Origin of the sequence: Algoriphagus hitonicola, from assembly GCF_900113375.1 — a bacterium.
Taxonomy (GTDB): Bacteria; Bacteroidota; Bacteroidia; order Cytophagales; family Cyclobacteriaceae; genus Algoriphagus; species Algoriphagus hitonicola.
The window spans coordinates 70270-87176 of sequence record NZ_FOPC01000007.1; the positions used below are offsets into that span (position 1 = coordinate 70270).

The window sequence follows — 16907 nt, forward strand, 5'->3', positions numbered from 1 at the left end:
AATCCTTTGAGATGCAAAAATCAGTTGGGTGACCTAAAAAATTTTTACTTAGTCAGAGTAACTATTGTTGGTATGGAAAATCCAAAGGATCCGGAAATGTAAATTCAAATCCGGAATCGATAATTTTCTGGGAAGAAACGAGACGCTGTTCGGCTGGATTTTCGGGAGCGAAGCTAGCAGGAGGAGCAATTCCAAGATCTTGAGCATTTTTCTCATAAACTTCCTTTCGCAGTGGATGAAGCGGAGCTACTCCGTTGAAGGTTTTGCCCCATAACTCGTTTGCTAGAATAAAATGCATCATCTGCACCGCGTCATTTCTGTAGATGTAATTGACTCTAGTATGGCCGATCACATTTTCTTTTCCGGAGAAATATCTTCCTGGAATGCGATCATCACCTAATAATCCTCCAAATCGGACGATGGTCAAGTCTTGCTCAAGATTGTCAAGAAGGTAGCGCTCTGCTTTCCATAGCGCAGGGTTACCGGCGGTACTAAGGCTGATGGCTTCTTCTTCAGTATATTCCTCGGAGCGAAAATCCTCTGGATAAACTCCCGTCGAACTCACATATAGGACCTTTTGGATGGGGGAATTATTAAGCAAGGCGGTAAGGAACTTCAACTGCTCCAAATACTTTTCTCCGCCGTCCTGCCGACTACGGGGAGGAATATTAAGTACGATGACATCTCCTTGGAAAAGTTGATGAAATCCTGAGCCTATAGGGTGAGGATCTAGCGCAAAATGAATGGAGGGAATTCCCAAATTTTGAAGTGAAGAAGCTTTTGCTGAAGTAGTCGAACTTCCGATTACTTTAACATTTTTTTCTAAAAGCAATTTTGCCAAGGGCAATCCGATCCAACCAAGTCCGATGATTGAAATTTTATTCATGGGCTTCATGATTAAAAAACCTCCCGTGAGAGAGGTTTTGATTTAATCTCTTTTTGGCATAGTGCCGAGAATAATATCCCATAGCGGGGTACTTACCCCAAAAGCGACATCAGGATCTTTGTAGTGATGGATGGCATGATTGACCCAGAGTATTTTCAGGAAATTCTTTGGAGGATTGTAGGCATGGACAATGTAATGGACACCCAAGTAACTGGCATATCCGATTAAGAATCCCGGAAGGAAATAAAATGCAAAATCACCCATGATCAATTTAAAAACCAAATAAGCAATCGCCGCATAGGCCGCACTGACAAAAGGAGGCATGGCTAATCGATCCTTGTCTTTTGGGTAATCATGATGTACGCCGTGAACAGAATATTGGAGTTTGTCCTTCATCGGGGTATCAGGTTCCATGTGAAAAAAATACTTGTGCATCATGTATTCTACAAAAGTGAAGAATATATATCCAGCAAAAAGTATTACTAATCCTTTTGCAAAAGGAATCGTGGTATCCAAGGCGTAATAGAATGAAATTGCCGACAAAACGCCAAACATCGTAATCGGGATACTGATATGTGTCCGAGATAGACGTTCTAATATTGGGTTATCGAACATTCTAACTGAACCAAAATTGTCCGGTCTTTCGAGTCTTCCAATCTTTTTCATATTGTTCGTGAATTAATCAAAGGTAAAATAAATAGTTGGTTTTAATAAGTACTGCAAAAATAGCCCTTAAGGTTTGGTGTCACTGTGATTTTTGTCAGTTTATTTTAGTTTTTTAAATGGTAGCCAGGGTTTTTTCTATGGTTTTCTGGTAATAGTCCACATAACGTGGCAGAATTTGAGAAATGTCAAATTCCTTTGCGCGAGCCAATGCATTGGCTTTAAATGTTGCAAAATGTTCATCCGAAAGGATTCTCAAGGCTTTCACCTTCATATCTTGAATATCGCCAATTTCGCAGACATGTCCGGTAACTCCGTCGATATTCAATTCCGGAATACCTCCGGCATTTGATGTCAGAATTGGTACTTCACAAGCCATGGCCTCCAGTGCCGCCAAGCCAAAACTTTCTTTTTCCGAAGGCATGATAAATAGATCCGCCACCGACAGCACTTCCTCCACAGCATCGAGTTTGCCCAGAAACCGAATGTCTTCGCAGGTACCCAGGTCTCTACAGAGACGCTCCATTTTGTCCCGCTCTGGGCCATCTCCGACCAGAAGTAGCTTGGCTGGGATTTCCTTTCGTACTTCATAAAATACTCGCACGACATCTTCCACTCGCTTTACTTTTCGGAAGTTGGACGTATGGACGAGTAGCTTTTCATCATTGGGACAGATGGCTTTTTTGAAATGTTCTTTTTTCTGTTTTTTGAATCGCTCCAAGTCGATGAAATTCGGGATGACTTCGATCTCTCGCTTGATATCAAAATATGCAAAGGTTTCTTTTCTCAAATCTTCGGAAACTGCAGTAACTCCATCGGATTTATTGATGCTGAAAGTGACTACCGGTTCGTAGCTTGGGTCTTTTCCGACCAACGTAATATCCGTTCCGTGGAGCGTAGTGACTACAGGGATCTGAATGCCTTGGTCTTTCAGGATTTGCTTGGCCATATAAGCCGCAGAAGCATGAGGAATGGCATAGTGTACATGCAGCAAGTCCAGGTTTTCATATTTGACCACAGAGACCATTTTACTGGCTAAAGCCAATTCGTAGGGAGCATGTTCAAAAAGAGGATAGCTTTTGATATCTACCTCGTGATAATAGAGGTTTTCGCTGAAAAAATCCAGACGGGATGGCTGACTGTAAGTGATAAAATGAACTTCATGACCGACTTTGGCCAAGCCTTTTCCCAGCTCGGTAGCCACTACCCCGCTCCCACCAAAGGTAGGATAACATACAATTCCAATTTTCATAGCTTTGATTTACGCCTTTTTGGCTAATCTGTTTTAAACACGCATACCTGTTAAATTTGTTCAATTAAGGCGGTATTTATGTTGGCTCCTCTTGAGGTTATTTTTAATATAAAGTAAAGATAAACTGATTATCAAGAAATTGTAGGGTTTATACCTTTGGTTTTGCTTTTTGACTTGGGAAGAGATTTATAGGATATTTGAAATCGAAAAGGGATTTATTTGGGATTTACTCTTATTTTAAAATTTGATATCAAAAATGTGTTTTTATGCTTCAATCCATTCTTGTTTTATTTATCCTAATCGCCACTATGGCGGCATGCAGCCCTCCGGTCGAGAGTACATCAGACTCACTTCCTGATTGGTCGGATAATCCTTGGCCCGAAATCCGAAAAGAGCGAATCAACCGCCTTTTACCAGAAGCGATGAAAGCGGCAGGAGTGGACTGTTGGATCAGTATCTGTCGGGAAAATCACAATGATCCCATCGCTTCTCATATTGGGGGAGAAAATGCCGGTGGAACGGCCGTTTTTCTATTTTACCTCGATGAAGGGGGATTTCATTCCTTGGTGTTTTCGCCAGATGGCGAAGCCACCGCACTGGATGAATTGGATATTCATGAAGAAGTGAGGAGAGTGCCTCGTGGAGAATCCGCAGTGGAGGCCGCAGCCGCTTTTATTGGAGAAAAGAATTTTGGGAAAATCGCGGTGAATAGTTCCGAATCCAATGCCATGGCTGATGGATTATCCTACAGCCAGCGTATGGAGCTAGAAGAAGCTTTAGGCGAGGTAGCAGATAAAATGGTTTCTTCCACCGAATTAGTTTATGAATGGCTTTCGATCAAGCTTCCGGCTGAAGTCGAAATCATGCGTCAAGCCGCCCAATTGGCTTCAGATTTTCAGTATCAAGCCTATGACATGATAGAGCCTGGAAAAACCACCGATGCGGAAGTCGCTCAATTTTTAAAAGAAAAAATGTCAGAATATGGCGTAAAAGATGCCTGGCACCCTGATCAAAATCCCAATGTGAATTCCGGGCCCGATCGGGGACATTCGCATGCTACAGAAAAGGTGATCATGCCTGGGGATGTGATTCAGATTGATTTCGGGGTGAAACTTTATGATATCTGGGTCAGTGATATTCAGCGCTTCGCCTATGTGCTGAACGAAGGGGAGACGGAAGCTCCTGCAGCTATTCAATCTTACTGGGAGCATGGCAAAGCAGGTTCTCGAGCAGCCTTTGCAGCAATGAAGCCGGGAGTCAAGGGCGTGGAGGTAGATCGGGCACAACGGGAACTGATGGAAAAGGCCGGTTCGGAATATGTCATGTGGAGTACCGGTCATCCGGTGGGTTATGTAGCTCATGATGTAGGTCCTAATTTAGGCGGAGCCCAAAGCCCATCTGTGCGGCCTGCTGCCGAAAAGGAATTAAAAGCAGGAATGGTATTCGCTTTCGATGGATTCCATTCTTGGAAACGAACCGATGGCACCTTCAAAACAATTTCTGTGGAGGAAATGGCTGTGGTGACAGAATATGGGGCTGAATTTTTGATCCAGCCTCAAGAGGAATTGATTCTGGTGAGGTAGATTTTAGCGAAACCTTTGAGATCTTTTTAGACCTCGAAGGTTTATAAAAGAATAAAAATCTTCGGGGTTTATAAAACCCCAAAGGTTTAGCGCAGCCGCCAAATGTTCAGCAATTTGGGCTGAAACCAGGAATTCGAAAATCGAGTAAACGATCAAACCGTATCCTAAAGGGACTTTAACTAGCAACTTGAGGCTGTTTTGAAAAAAAATGACAAAAATTTCTTAGTAAACACTTGACTTTTTCATGGGGGGGGGCAGTATGTTTAGTTTAAGTTTTCGGCGCTGAGGGCTTTTATATTATTTCTAAACAATCAATTTATCAAAATGAAAAATTCAATTAAAAAACTCGTTTTGGCTTTAAGTCTATTACTTTTCCTGGGTGCTATATCCAGTAACACCATGGCACAAAGTGATGTGATTTATTGTAAATGGTCTGAGGAGGTTCAGTTTTGTTTAACTACAGCCCCTGATGGATTATGTGCTTATGGAGGTGCCGACTGTTCAACAACCTATCCCGTAGTTGAGGCATCCGAGCTTTAAGGGTTAAATTCTCTAATCAGGTCTAGCCACAATAGGGCTAGGCCTGATTTTATTTTGATAATAAAATCTATCAAATCGAGAATGACATGGAAATCACCTATTGGCATGACTATCAAACCTACAAGGTTTAATGTTGCCTCTGAAAATCAATTATATACAGATGAAAGAAAAACTAGTATTATTACTTCTTCTTTTTCACATTTCATGTAATGAAAGGAAAATAAATTCTGATAATCCTTTAGATTTCATTGTAGACACGACTACAATTTCCATTGATCCAAAAATAGATCTCTACACTAGAACCCTGCAGTATTTTGATGGTGATCTTTATTGGTGGAATGCAAATCAGCAAACCATTTCAGTTTTTAATCTTACCAGCAAAACCTTAAAGAAATCAATAAAATTAGAGACGGAGGGCCCAAATGGGTTAGGTATGCCTCTTGGTTTCTACGTGGCTAATGAGGATAGTATTTACATTCCAACTATGGCGTACCAATTTGTGTTGATTGACTCAGATGGAAATAAGCTTCTTGAATATGATTATTTTAATGAATCTAAACTTGGAGGAGTCTTTGTCTCAATGACTAGATTTTCGAATACTATTCAAAAAGATGGAAAAGGCCGATATTTCTTTTTAATGGGAGATCTTCAGAATATTTTCCCTTCTGACTTAAATGAAGAGACTTTAAAAGATTATCCTCCAATCTTTTCCTTCAATCAAAAAAGCGAAAAATTTGATTACTTGGCATTCAAGGCGCCTGAGTCTTTGTTGAAGTTTAATGATGCGATAGATTTTGGTCTTTCTGCTACTTCGAATTCACTTCTCCTACTCCATGATCAAAGTAATACCATGTTTGAAATTGATTTTAATGGAAATAGATTTGAAGAATATAAGTTAAAATCTAATTTGATTCGGAATTTTTCTAATGAATATTGGAATTCTCCTAGAATGTCCCAATCTCCTAATGAAAATATCAATCTTCTGTACAAGAGCTCTTCGAATTTGGGTATATCCTTTGATGCATATAATAACTTGTTATTTCGTTTTGGTTGGCCGGGAGAAGATATCTCAGGCGATGAGGATGCTATGAAATTTGGATATACGCCAAGGTTTTTCACCATCAGTATATATAATCTGGAGGATTTTTCCTTAATAAAGGAGTTTGTTCTTCCTAGAAATGTGTATTTAAGCCACCATTACTTTATTGATAAAAACGGACTAAACTTGTTCCCTATGCATCCTGATAATCCATCTTTCAAAGAGGATGAATTAGTTTTTCACACATTCAACTTTAATGACCTAAGATAACTTTTACTTAAGGTATTTCTAGAATTAAATATATAATTATCCGAAAAGATATTGAAAAATATTTTAGCGATTTTTAGTTTTTTGCCAGGGCCTTATAAATAATATCGTGGATTTCAGTTCGGATCCCCTCTTTGAGCAACTTGGTGTTTTCTGCCTCAGGATAGACCCGATTGGATAGAAAAACATAGATTAAGTTGTTTTCAGGGTCCGCCCAGACGCAGGTTCCGGTAAATCCGGTATGCCCAAATGTCGTCTTGGGAGCCAAATCTCCTGCCGAACCCCCTTTTCCCAATTCAGGTTCGGGTTTGTCCCAGCCCCACCCTCTACGGCTTTGGGTGGATTGCCGCTGGGTAAATGCTGCTACTGTAGCAGGTTTGAGCAAACTGAGTTCGCCATAATAACCCTGATTGAGCATAAGCTGCATCATGACGGCAAGGTCATTTGCCTTTCCAAAAAGGCCTGCATGTCCAGCTACTCCACCATACATGGCCGCACCGGGATCGTGTACATAGCCTTTAACTTGTCGTTTTCTAAAGGCAACATCGTTTTCAGTAGGAGCGATGTTGTCGATCGGCATTTTTTCGAATGGCTTAAACGTCAGGCTATACAATCCTAGCGGCTCATAGAAGTTTTGGTCCAAAAACTCGTTCAAGGGTTGATTGACGATTCGCTCGACCACGGCCTGCATAAAATACATGGTCAGGTCGGAATAGACGTAGCGATTTCGGCCCCCGCTTTTTGGAAGCAAATCGGATGTTACGGTCCAGTGCCAGATACTATCCCGAAGGTGATTTACCGCAAACATGTCGTTGGAAACGGGACTTGAAAAACCGGGCGCAGGGTTTGGCTGGTAATACTCATTACGCCACTGTCCGCTTTCTACTGTTTTTACGTAATGAGGAATAAATGCTTTTAATCCTGCTTCATGTGCCATCACATCCCGAAGGATCAACTTTGCTTTGTTGGTGCCTTTTAGCTCTGGGAGGTAATCGCCCAAAGTTTTGTTCATGTCCAATTCACCTCGGCTGTGAAGAAACATCACAGCCTGGGTAGTGGCCAGGACTTTGGTGATCGAGGCCAGGTCGTAAACGGTTTCAGAATTCACTTTTGGGGAGCGTTTGTATTCGAGTTGCCCATAGGAGCGTTCAAACACTACTTTCCCATCTTTGACCACGAGTACGCTCGCTCCCGGAGTAGCTTGGATGCGAATCGCTTTTTCAGCTACTTCATCAATTTGGTCCAGTGTCTTGCTGTCAAGCCCCACACTCTCAGGAGTGCCATAGGAAAGTCTGTTCATCCCCTGCAAAAATCCTCCGACGCCATAGGTGAATTGGGTGCTCACGGATACTGGAAGGATTCCTTGTGCCGGTCTCGCACCGAAAAGAATCTGGGGGCTTAGTTTTTGAGTTAATTCATTGTTTTCAAATGCAAAAACCACATGCTCCAATCCCTCCAAAAACTGGGAGGCGTAAGCATTTCCAAACAGTACGGTGACGACTTTTTGGCGCTTTTGAAGCATTCGCAGCAATTCCACATCTCCAGGGGCTATTCCAAAAGCCCTTCTCGGAAGATTGGTCACTCCCATAAACCCGACGACTACGACATCGTAATCTTCCAGTTTTTTCATGAGCTTATAATGCTCAGATTCACTGGAGGCTTTTTCGATGTCGAAATGATCAAATTTCGTGTATTTGCCAAGCTGGTTCTGAAATTCTTGCCCATCCCCACCAATGGTCAGACTGGCAAATCGCTTCATGTCCAGTCCTTTGAAAGGAATCAATTCGTCCTTGTTGGCGGCTACAGTGATAGCATTTGCATACAATTCCTCCCGAATCACTTCGGCCTCGGGCGTGTTTAGGCGATCGATTAGTCCAGAAGTTTTGATGGGGCGATAGTCATTAAGTCCTACCTGGTATTTTGCTCTGAGGATTTTTTTGATTTTGCGTTCAATTTCTTTCTCCGAGATCTTTCCGTCCTGTATAGCTTCTTTGATTAGGGTTTTGGCTTTAGGGACATCCTGAGAGTAGAGGAGGACGTCATTTCCTGCAAGAAGGGCTTTCAGATCCACTTCTCCAGGACTACTGGATTGCAATACTCCACGCATATTAAGCGCATCGGTGAAGACCAAGCCCTGGAAATTCATTTGGTTTTGGAGCAGGTCCGTGACGACTTTTCTGCTTAAACTAGTCGGGGTGTTAGCGGTATTGTCCAGTGAGGGAATATTGAGATGGGCCACCATGACCGACATGAGGTTTTCGCGGAAAAGCTCCTGATACGGATATAAGTCGATGTCCCAAATTCTATTTTCGGGATGCTTGATGACCGGCAGGGCGTAGTGGCTGTCGGCTTCGGTATCTCCATGTCCGGGGAAATGTTTGGCGTTGGCAATAACTCCATGGTCTTGCAGCCCTTTCATGTAAGCAACTGCACGCTTGGCAACAAGTTGTTTGTTTTCCCCAAAGGCGCGATAGCCGATCACGGGGTTATCAGGATTGGAATTGACGTCCACGACCGGAGCAAAATTAATATGCATACCCATTTCCTTGAATTGGCGGGCCATTTCGGTGCCCATAGTGTAGATCAATTCGGTATTTTGAATGGCGCCGAGCGTCATGGCTTTTGGAAAATCAGGAATAGAATCCAAGCGCATACTTAATCCCCATTCGGCATCCATGGCAATGAATAGTGGAGTTTTGGCCTGTGCCTGATAATAATTGGTCAGTTTGGCTTGGCGATCCGGACCGCCCTGAAAAAATATTAATCCGCCTAAATTTTCGTTCTTTACCAGTTGGCTAATCTCATCGACGTGAGATTCGTCTTTATTTGAATAAGCGGCCACCATAAATAGTTGGCCGAGTCGTTCATCTAAGCTGAGGTTTTGATAAACTGAATCTACCCAGTTGAGCTGGGCAATGGGGTCTGGAGCGATTAAAGGGTCTTCGACTAAAAGGGCATTGTCTATTTTTCCTGAGGTGAAAAATAGGGCAACCAAGCAGATGCCTAAAACCCTCCGAACCGTAACATGCATGTTTGAGTTAATTATAATCCTTAAATTTGAGATAAATTTGTGAGGCACACCATTGAACGTTTATTCATTCATTCTGGTATGCTTATTCCCGAGAGGTCATTCTACTTATTCCTTTTCAGGTAAAAGTAATTTGAAGATAGTAAAGAAAGGACAACAATGAGTTCCTTTTCGGGTTAAAATTGGTATAAATTTGATTGTCGGCTGTAGCTTACTTCCAAAACCCCTGAGGTCGGTAAGTCTGTGGTTAAAAAATAATCCAACTGGAGAATTGACATGATTCAACCGTTGCCTTTAGAGATAATGGGGTTGTCCAATGAAATTCCAAAACTGAAAGTGGGCAGGATCCGGTTTGATTTCGATCCGGATATTTAGCCCTTTGAAGAAGAAAATTGTAAAAAAATGAAATTCCCATCCATATTTCGGACTGCAAATCCGGCTCGATTTGATATAAAGCCTAGGTATTATGATCCTGTTAGAGAGGAGCTAGATCAGCGTACTTCAAGGATTAAACAAGAACTCGAAGCAGAAGGGAAACTTGGAGAAATAACTGAGGAGGAAAGACTCAAGCGATACGAATCCGGTATACGTGGAGCTTTTGCCCAATATCAAGGGATTCGAGAAAAGGAAAGCAGCATGATGAACTCCACTGCTTTGATCAGGACGTTGATTTTTCTTTTCCTTTTGACGGGTATGGGTGGATATATTTATCTCGGTCCAGTTATTTTTGAATATCTTTTATACCTAGGAATAATCGTTGCTGCGGGCTTTTATTTCACTAAGCTCAAAAAATCCCGCAATGAGTGATATTATACAGCTTTTACCCGATGCCATCGCCAATCAGATTGCTGCGGGTGAAGTCGTACAGCGACCAGCATCTGCACTCAAAGAGATGCTCGAAAATGCTATTGATGCTGGAGCGAGCAAAGTTCAAGTAATAGTCAAGGAAGCCGGAAAGCAGCTGATCCAGGTCATAGACAATGGAAGAGGGATGTCTGCCACAGATGCGCGAATGAGTTTTGAGCGGCATGCTACTTCAAAAATCCGGACGAGTGCGGACTTGTTTGCCATCCGAACCTTTGGTTTTCGGGGAGAGGCTTTGGCCTCGATCGCAGCAGTAGCACAAGTCGAGCTCAAAACCAGACAAGCTGATCAAGAGCTCGGAACGCTGATTCAAATCGAAGGATCGGAAGTCAAAAAGCAAGAACCCATCGCCACCAGTCCGGGTACCTCAGTGGCCATGAAAAATCTATTTTTCAATGTGCCTGCACGCAGAAATTTCCTCAAATCCAATCCTGTGGAAATGCGCCATATTGTGGAGGAATTTCAGCGGGTAGCCTTGTCCTATTCCGAAATCGGATTTGTACTGATGCAAAATGATTTGGAGGTTTTTAATCTTCAGCCGGGGAAATTGAGCCAGCGGATCGTTGGGCTTTTTGGAAAAAATTATCAAAGTAATCTCGTGCCCTGTGAAGAACTTACTCCTCATCTCAATGTCAAAGGGTACATCGGAAAACCCGAGTGTGCAAAAAAGACCCGGGGCGAGCAGTATTTCTTTGTCAACAATCGATATATCAAAAGCAATTACCTTCATCATGCGGTTTCTACCGCTTTTGAAGGGCTGATTCAAAATGATCAGCACCCCTTTTATGTGTTGTTTTTGGAAATTGACCCTTCGCATATTGATATCAACGTGCATCCAACTAAAACTGAAATTAAGTTTGAAGATGAACGGACGGTCTATGCCGTAATCCGATCTGCGGTCAAGCAAGCCCTTGGCGCCCATCATGTGGTACCGGCCCTGGACTTCAGTATTGATGTCAATTTCACCGAAAACTGGAGCAAAGATCCCGAGAAAAAAGCCGCAGTAGATCGAGAGTACAGTTATAAAACCTTCAATACCCCGGAATTTAAAAGATCAAGTGCCAGTGGCTGGGAGCGATTATTTGAGGGGAATCAACCGGTGTCGGAAACTCCTGGAGACCGACAGGCTGACAGTGATGATGAGCAGATTTTGACTTTTAAAAGTAAAGCAAATGCTGAAGCGGATCTGCCTGTTTTGTCAAGATCCCCGGAGGAGGAAGCAACAGGAACTACTTTTCAGGTCGAGCTAAATTACATTGTGGCCCAAATGTCCACCGGCCTTTTGATCGTGGACCAGCAGTCGGCACATGAGCGAATTCTATACGAGCGCTACCTCAGACAGCTGAAACTTGCCCAAGGCCCTTCCCAGCAGTGCTTGTTTCCCCCGGTGGTGGAACTGAGTCCCGGGGATTTTGAATTGGTTTCTGGGCTGATGCCCGAATTACACAGTCTGGGATTTATGATTTCTGAATTTGGAAACAATACAGTGTTGGTTCAAGGAGTACCGGCAGATGTTCAGTTGAAAAATGAAAAAGACCTTTTCGAAGGCTTGATTGAACAATTTAAAAATTTCAAAAATGAATTATCCCTCGACAAAAGGGAAAATCTGGCCCGCTCCTTGGCAAGAAAATCCTCTTTGAAGCGAGGACAAAAACTCAACCCCCAAGAAATGGAAACCCTCGTGGGACAGCTTTTTGCCTGTCAAAATCCAAATTATGGACTGAGCGGGAACAAAACCTTTGTCAAATTGGATTTAACCAGCATCCACTCTTTTTTCGGAAAATAGCATGTTTAGAAATATTACACCTGTCGTACAGAATCTTTTATTGATCAATATTGGTCTATTCATTGTGAGTGGTTTTGTTTTACCCCAGCTCAATGAATGGTTTGCGTTATATTATATCGGGAGTGAAAACTTCAAGCCTTTCCAGTTTCTGACCTATATGTTTATGCATGCCGATTTTTGGCATTTGTTCAGTAATATGTTTGGCTTGTTTATTTTCGGTCCGCTTCTCGAGCAGTTTTTGGGCCCTAAAAAATTGTTGATTCTTTGGATGGTTTGTGGCGTAGGATCGGGAGTGTTGTATTCCGGCTACAATATTTACCGGATGAGTAGTTTTGAATCCACGGTGGAGCAGTTTCAAGCAGATCCTGACCCCGAGAGCTTCAATCGGATAGTTATCCAAAACCGAAATTTCTTTAATCGGGAGGTTTTTGATTTTATCGATGATTATAGCAGAAATCCTGAGGATCCAATTAAGGTTTCTCAAGCCAACCAAACCCTGGATTCTATTATGGATCTAAAAGCAAATATCCCCATGGTAGGAGCATCGGGGGCTTTGTTTGGAGTTTTGATTGCTTTTGGGATGCTATTTCCAAATACGCAGCTTTTTCTGCTGTTTCCTCCCATGCCGGTCAAAGCCAAATATTTGGTCCTGTTTTACGGACTTTACACGATTTACAACGTATTGAACAATAATCCTTTGGATAATGTAGCACACTTTGCTCACTTGAGTGGATTGATCATCGGAGGATTGCTAGTATATAAGTGGAAAAAGGATAGAAATAGCTTTTATTAAGATGTACGGAAATTTTTGGGAGAATTTAAAGAATGCCTTTCGGCACGGAGACAATAGCCTCTATAAGCTCATTGCGATTAACTTGATCTTGTGGGCGGTATTTATCGTGCTCAATGTTTTTATGACGATTAGCGGTTTTGGGGAAGTTTACGCCCAGCTGATCTCCTATTTTATGCTTCCGGCATCCTTGGCCAGGTTACTGACTCAGCCCTGGAGCTTGTTTACCTATATGTTTTTGCATGAAGGGCTTTTTCATATTCTATTCAATATGCTCTTTCTGTATTGGTTTGGACAATTGATCCATCAGTTTCTGGGAAGTCGAAAACTCACCAACTTATATGTTTTAGGAGGTTTGGCAGGTGGAGTTTTTTACCTGTTGATCTATAACTTAGCACCGTATTTTAGCTCATCGGTGGACAGTTCTTTGATGTTGGGAGCCAGTGCGGGTGTATTTGCCATAGTAGTCGGAGCAGCCACTTTGTCTCCCAATACCACATTTTTCTTATTGCTCTTGGGGCCTGTAAAGATCAAGTACATTGCTATTTTTTATGTCATTTTATCCTTTGTCAATTCTGCCGGAGCTAATGCTGGAGGAGAATTGGCGCATTTGGGAGGGGCACTGATTGGATATCTTTATATCATCCAGCTGCGAAGAGGAGTGGATTTGGGAGTGCCCGTTCAAAAAGTAGGGATCTTTTTCGAAAACTTATTCAGCAGAAATCCATCCAAAATCAAAGTCAGTTTTCGAAGACCAAAAGCCAAGACTGGTACTTTCTCTTCTTATTCCAAGCCTACTGATACCACTTCCAAAGTGGGCTCTACAAAGCGATCATCTGAAGAAACCAGTCAAGAGGAAATCGACCGGATTCTGGATAAAATCGCCGAAAGAGGTTATGAATCTTTAAATAAAGAGGAGAAACGAAAGCTTTTTGAGTTCAGCAAAAAGTAAAATTAGAGCGGAAATGCCAGTCCAAATCGAAAACCGGCTTCTCTAGGAGTCTGACTTTGTACGCGAAATTCCGTGCTGAGACCTACCCAATCTACCAACCGAATATAAGCACCAACGCCTACATTGGCGCCTTTGAATGAGCGGGTGACCCCGGGGCCACCAACGGTGTTGGGGGTTTCCCAATTTTGGCTATATCCTGCCATGAAGTACATCTGAGATGGGCCGTCCGAAACGTAATATCTCAGATCCATGCTAAAATTTGATGCGTTTCCTACTCGGGGAAAAATCCGGGTATAGCTGGGTTTAATGGCAAATTGATCCACAAAAAAATATTCCAAGCCGACTCCAGTTCCAAAGTTTTTCCACCGAAGACCGTAATTTCCAAAAGCGTGAGCTCGCACGTTTCCTTGATCCTGAGTCTGGGCCATCATTTCACCAGCACTGCAGACAATTAAAAATAAACAAATCACCAAAGCCTTTTTCATACTGCAAAACGTCAACGTTGAAGCATAAAAATTAGGTGGCTTTGGTGATTAAAACAAGAACTTATTCTAAAACTCTGACGAGACGTCCTAATCTTCCCTCGGCATCCATCCCCTCGATAATCAAAAGTTGGCGCTTAGCCACATCGGAATTGTAATATTCTAAATCGATTTCACCATTTTCTCCGATCTCAAGAAGCGGGTTCCAATAAATGGTTGCTCGTTTATCATCAATAGCATTCTCTGGAGTCTTTTCGTCATACTTTGGCGTATAGAATTCTTTGGGGATGGAATATCCCCCATAGTTGGAGACTAAAGTACCGCCTACGCTAGGTGAAACTCCAGCTCCGGATTTGGTATAGACAGCGATCACACCATTTGCGCCTTGTGCACCAAAGATAGCCGAGCGAGCAGGATCTTTGAAGACGTCCACGTTAGCTACATCCCGAGGGCTGACCTGAAGAAGCGTATTGGCATCTACCGGAGTATTGTCAAGAAGGAATAACGGCTGCGTTCCCGATCCCCCCAATGACCCAATGCCCCGGATATTAACACTGACATCAGTGCCTGCAATGTAAACGGAAACGCCGGATACTCGTCCTTGGATCAATTGAAAGACATTGGTAAAGCCGACAGATCCCGGGATTTTTTCGGGATCCAAGGTCACATCCCCAGCTCCATAGATTTTTCTGATTTCTTCTTCTTCGGCTTCAATTGTTTGTCCCTCTACCGTCACTTCATCCAAATCCAAAATGTCGGGATCTTCATTCATTCGCTGCATCAGGGTTCTTTCCTGATAGGTGGCTGCCAGGGCTTCGGGCCAGACTATCTCAGATTGATAGCTGCCCTCGGTACCCTTAAATACCGGCTCGGGCTGGATTACCTCGACATCTACAAAATTCTTTAGTCGATTGTCTTCCGCAGTGATGGTGACATTGACAGAATCTTGATATTCCAAATCCCGTAAAATAAACCTTCCATTTGGACCGTATTCAGATGAAATGATTTCGATTCCCTCTCCGACTACAGCACTGACCTTTCCTCCGGAAAGACCCTTGCGGGTATCTTCTGCATCGGTGATTTGACCTTCGATATTGATCCCCCGTTCGATGAAATAATCAATTTTCGGAAGTTGGTTGGAAGTCACTTGATCCCATTGAAATCTTGTCCAGCCATGAGTCAGCATGACTAAGTCTAAAGCTTCTTGTGTTTCTTCGGATTGATTCTGAAAATAATAGCCGGGTGAATGGACATTTCCTTTCAGATCTGAATCCAATAATAGACTGGAGAAAATGGTGCCCGATGCTTCACTTTCATCTTTTTGTTGGTCTGCATCGACTACCGAAAGGGAATAACTACCTGCGGCAGGCTGTCCATCCACCTGACTTTGGATACTTAATTTTATAAGATCTCTGGACCCAAGCGTGCCTGACTTTGATAATTCAAGGGATAGTTCAGGTTCTTGATTGATATATACCAAGCGTTCTAATAAGGGAATTCCCTTGCCATCAAGCACGGTAATTTGGTTGATTCCCATCAGGAGATTTTCCTTGGGAATTCTCACTCCCCAAACTCCATTAGTCAATCCACCCTGAATCATGTAATTGATTATCCCCCTAGTTTGGCTGACAAGAAGGAGGTCTTGATTTTCCTCCGTTCCCTGCACAAATGCTGTCAAGTAGCTGGTCTCAGGATTGTTGACTACCTGCATGGTCAAGCCTTTCGATAGGGCTTTTGGAAGCGGTAAAGTAATTGACTGCCCCAACTCATTTTGAATTTGGGCTTCATAGTCCGCCTGATTTGGCATGAGGGTAATCTTTCCCAATCCCGCAAAATTACTTTCGAAGGTACTGTTTTCAACGCCCTCGATTTGGCCGGTGAAGGTAAGTGGAGTGCCATCGGGTTCCACTCCCCGGAAAGCAATAGTTGAATTTTTGCCAATCAGCCAATTTCCACTTTCCGGCATAAACTGAATATCAGCCAGTGATAAGCTGTATGGAAGGCGGATTTTTTGGGTCACTTCATAATTTTCATTTTCGAAAAAGCCTAAAACTACGTGCTGACTGGGGTAGGCTTTTTCAGGAATCGAAAAACTAAAGCTGACTTGTCCGTCTTGGTTAAGGACTAATTCTTGGTTTAATATTTCTTCATTTCCTCCAAAAGCTTTTAAGCCGATTTTTTTTGAGGAAAGCGGATTTCCGGATTCGTCAATCGCCTGTAGTTCGGCTCGATAGGTGACCTTTCCTTCAGTGGAGGAAATTTCAATGAATTTTAGCTGTGGAAGAAAACTCCCACCCTGACCATCTATCACGTTGAGTTTTTGATTGAAAAAATAATCCTCACCAAAATTTCTCATCCAAGACGTATACGCCTTGATTCGGTAAGTACCCGGCTTCCCAAAGGCAGGCAATTGAAAATCTCCCTTTCCCCGTCCATTTTCAATTCGGACGATTTTCTGCTCGAGCAGCAAGCCATCCCCATCAAAAAGATCAACATAAAGGGTCTGACTCAGAGGAGAGGGAATCTGTACGCTTCCCGCCACTACATAGGCACTAAACCATACATCTTCTCCCAAAGTATAGGTATGCTTGTCAAAATGCAGATAAGCCTTCTCGGGAGGAGTTTCTTTTTGATAATTTTCGAAATAGGTCTGAATCTGTGTAGGAAGCTCTTCTTGTGCAAAAACTGCAGGAAAAAAAGCAAAGTAGGCGAATAGCCCGAAAAGTAACTTTTTCATAAATAAATTGGCTTAGTTCTATTAAGTCGTAAATAAAC

General features: G+C 42.6%; 12 protein-coding genes. 6 read left to right on the forward strand and 6 right to left on the reverse strand.

The window, feature by feature from the left end:
- Positions 1 to 61: 61 nt before the first annotated feature.
- From BM043_RS10805 to bshA, 3 genes are all read right to left on the reverse strand, one after another.
- Entirely contained in the window at positions 62 to 886 is an 825-nt protein-coding gene (locus tag BM043_RS10805) for a Rossmann-fold NAD(P)-binding domain-containing protein (RefSeq protein WP_092791800.1), read from the reverse strand.
- Between the two features lie 42 nt (positions 887 to 928).
- Positions 929 to 1552: a sterol desaturase family protein gene (locus BM043_RS10810; protein WP_092791541.1), complete on the reverse strand. Its 624-nt coding sequence runs from the start codon at positions 1550 to 1552 to the stop codon at positions 929 to 931.
- 112 nt (positions 1553 to 1664) lie between these two features.
- Positions 1665 to 2801 carry an N-acetyl-alpha-D-glucosaminyl L-malate synthase BshA gene (bshA, locus tag BM043_RS10815; RefSeq protein ID WP_092791543.1) on the reverse strand — a complete coding sequence of 379 codons (1137 nt, stop codon included), beginning with the start codon at positions 2799 to 2801 and terminating at the stop codon, positions 1665 to 1667.
- A 266-nt stretch (positions 2802 to 3067) separates the two neighbouring features.
- On the opposite strand from bshA, the gene BM043_RS10820 reads away from it, so the two are divergent.
- Positions 3068 to 4384 carry a M24 family metallopeptidase gene (locus BM043_RS10820; RefSeq protein ID WP_092791545.1) on the forward strand — a complete coding sequence of 439 codons (1317 nt, stop codon included), beginning with the start codon at positions 3068 to 3070 and terminating at the stop codon, positions 4382 to 4384.
- 700 nt (positions 4385 to 5084) lie between these two features.
- The gene (locus BM043_RS10830) at positions 5085 to 6233 is read left to right on the forward strand and encodes a DUF4221 family protein (RefSeq protein WP_177188464.1); all 1149 of its coding nucleotides are present in this window, start codon (positions 5085 to 5087) and stop codon (positions 6231 to 6233) included.
- Positions 6234 to 6306: 73 nt separating this feature from the next.
- On the opposite strand, the gene BM043_RS10835 is transcribed toward BM043_RS10830, so the two are convergent.
- The gene (locus BM043_RS10835) at positions 6307 to 9261 is read right to left on the reverse strand and encodes a serine hydrolase domain-containing protein (RefSeq protein WP_092791551.1); all 2955 of its coding nucleotides are present in this window, start codon (positions 9259 to 9261) and stop codon (positions 6307 to 6309) included.
- 399 nt (positions 9262 to 9660) lie between these two features.
- Here BM043_RS10835 and BM043_RS10840 point away from each other — a divergent pair, with 399 nt between their 5' ends.
- The 4 genes from BM043_RS10840 to BM043_RS10855 are packed head-to-tail and all read left to right on the forward strand — an operon-like array spanning position 9661 to position 13650.
- Positions 9661 to 10065 (forward strand): hypothetical protein, encoded by a 405-nt coding sequence (locus BM043_RS10840; RefSeq protein WP_092791553.1) that lies wholly within the window; start codon positions 9661 to 9663, stop codon positions 10063 to 10065.
- Positions 10058 to 11908 (forward strand): DNA mismatch repair endonuclease MutL, encoded by a 1851-nt coding sequence (gene mutL, locus BM043_RS10845; RefSeq protein WP_092791555.1) that lies wholly within the window; start codon positions 10058 to 10060, stop codon positions 11906 to 11908. Before BM043_RS10840 ends, mutL begins: the two co-directional genes overlap by 8 nt.
- A gap of 1 nt (position 11909) precedes the next feature.
- Positions 11910 to 12701, forward strand: coding sequence for a rhomboid family intramembrane serine protease (locus tag BM043_RS10850; RefSeq protein ID WP_092791557.1), 792 nt, complete (start codon positions 11910 to 11912; stop codon positions 12699 to 12701).
- Position 12702: 1 nt separating this feature from the next.
- Positions 12703 to 13650 (forward strand): rhomboid family protein, encoded by a 948-nt coding sequence (locus tag BM043_RS10855; protein WP_092791559.1) that lies wholly within the window; start codon positions 12703 to 12705, stop codon positions 13648 to 13650.
- A gap of 2 nt (positions 13651 to 13652) precedes the next feature.
- Here BM043_RS10855 and BM043_RS10860 read toward each other — a convergent pair whose 3' ends face one another.
- Positions 13653 to 14135, reverse strand: a complete 483-nt coding sequence (locus BM043_RS10860; RefSeq protein ID WP_092791561.1) for a porin family protein — start codon at positions 14133 to 14135, stop codon at positions 13653 to 13655.
- A gap of 61 nt (positions 14136 to 14196) precedes the next feature.
- Positions 14197 to 16869: a TonB-dependent receptor plug domain-containing protein gene (locus BM043_RS10865; RefSeq protein ID WP_092791563.1), complete on the reverse strand. Its 2673-nt coding sequence runs from the start codon at positions 16867 to 16869 to the stop codon at positions 14197 to 14199.
- Positions 16870 to 16907 lie beyond the last annotated feature (38 nt).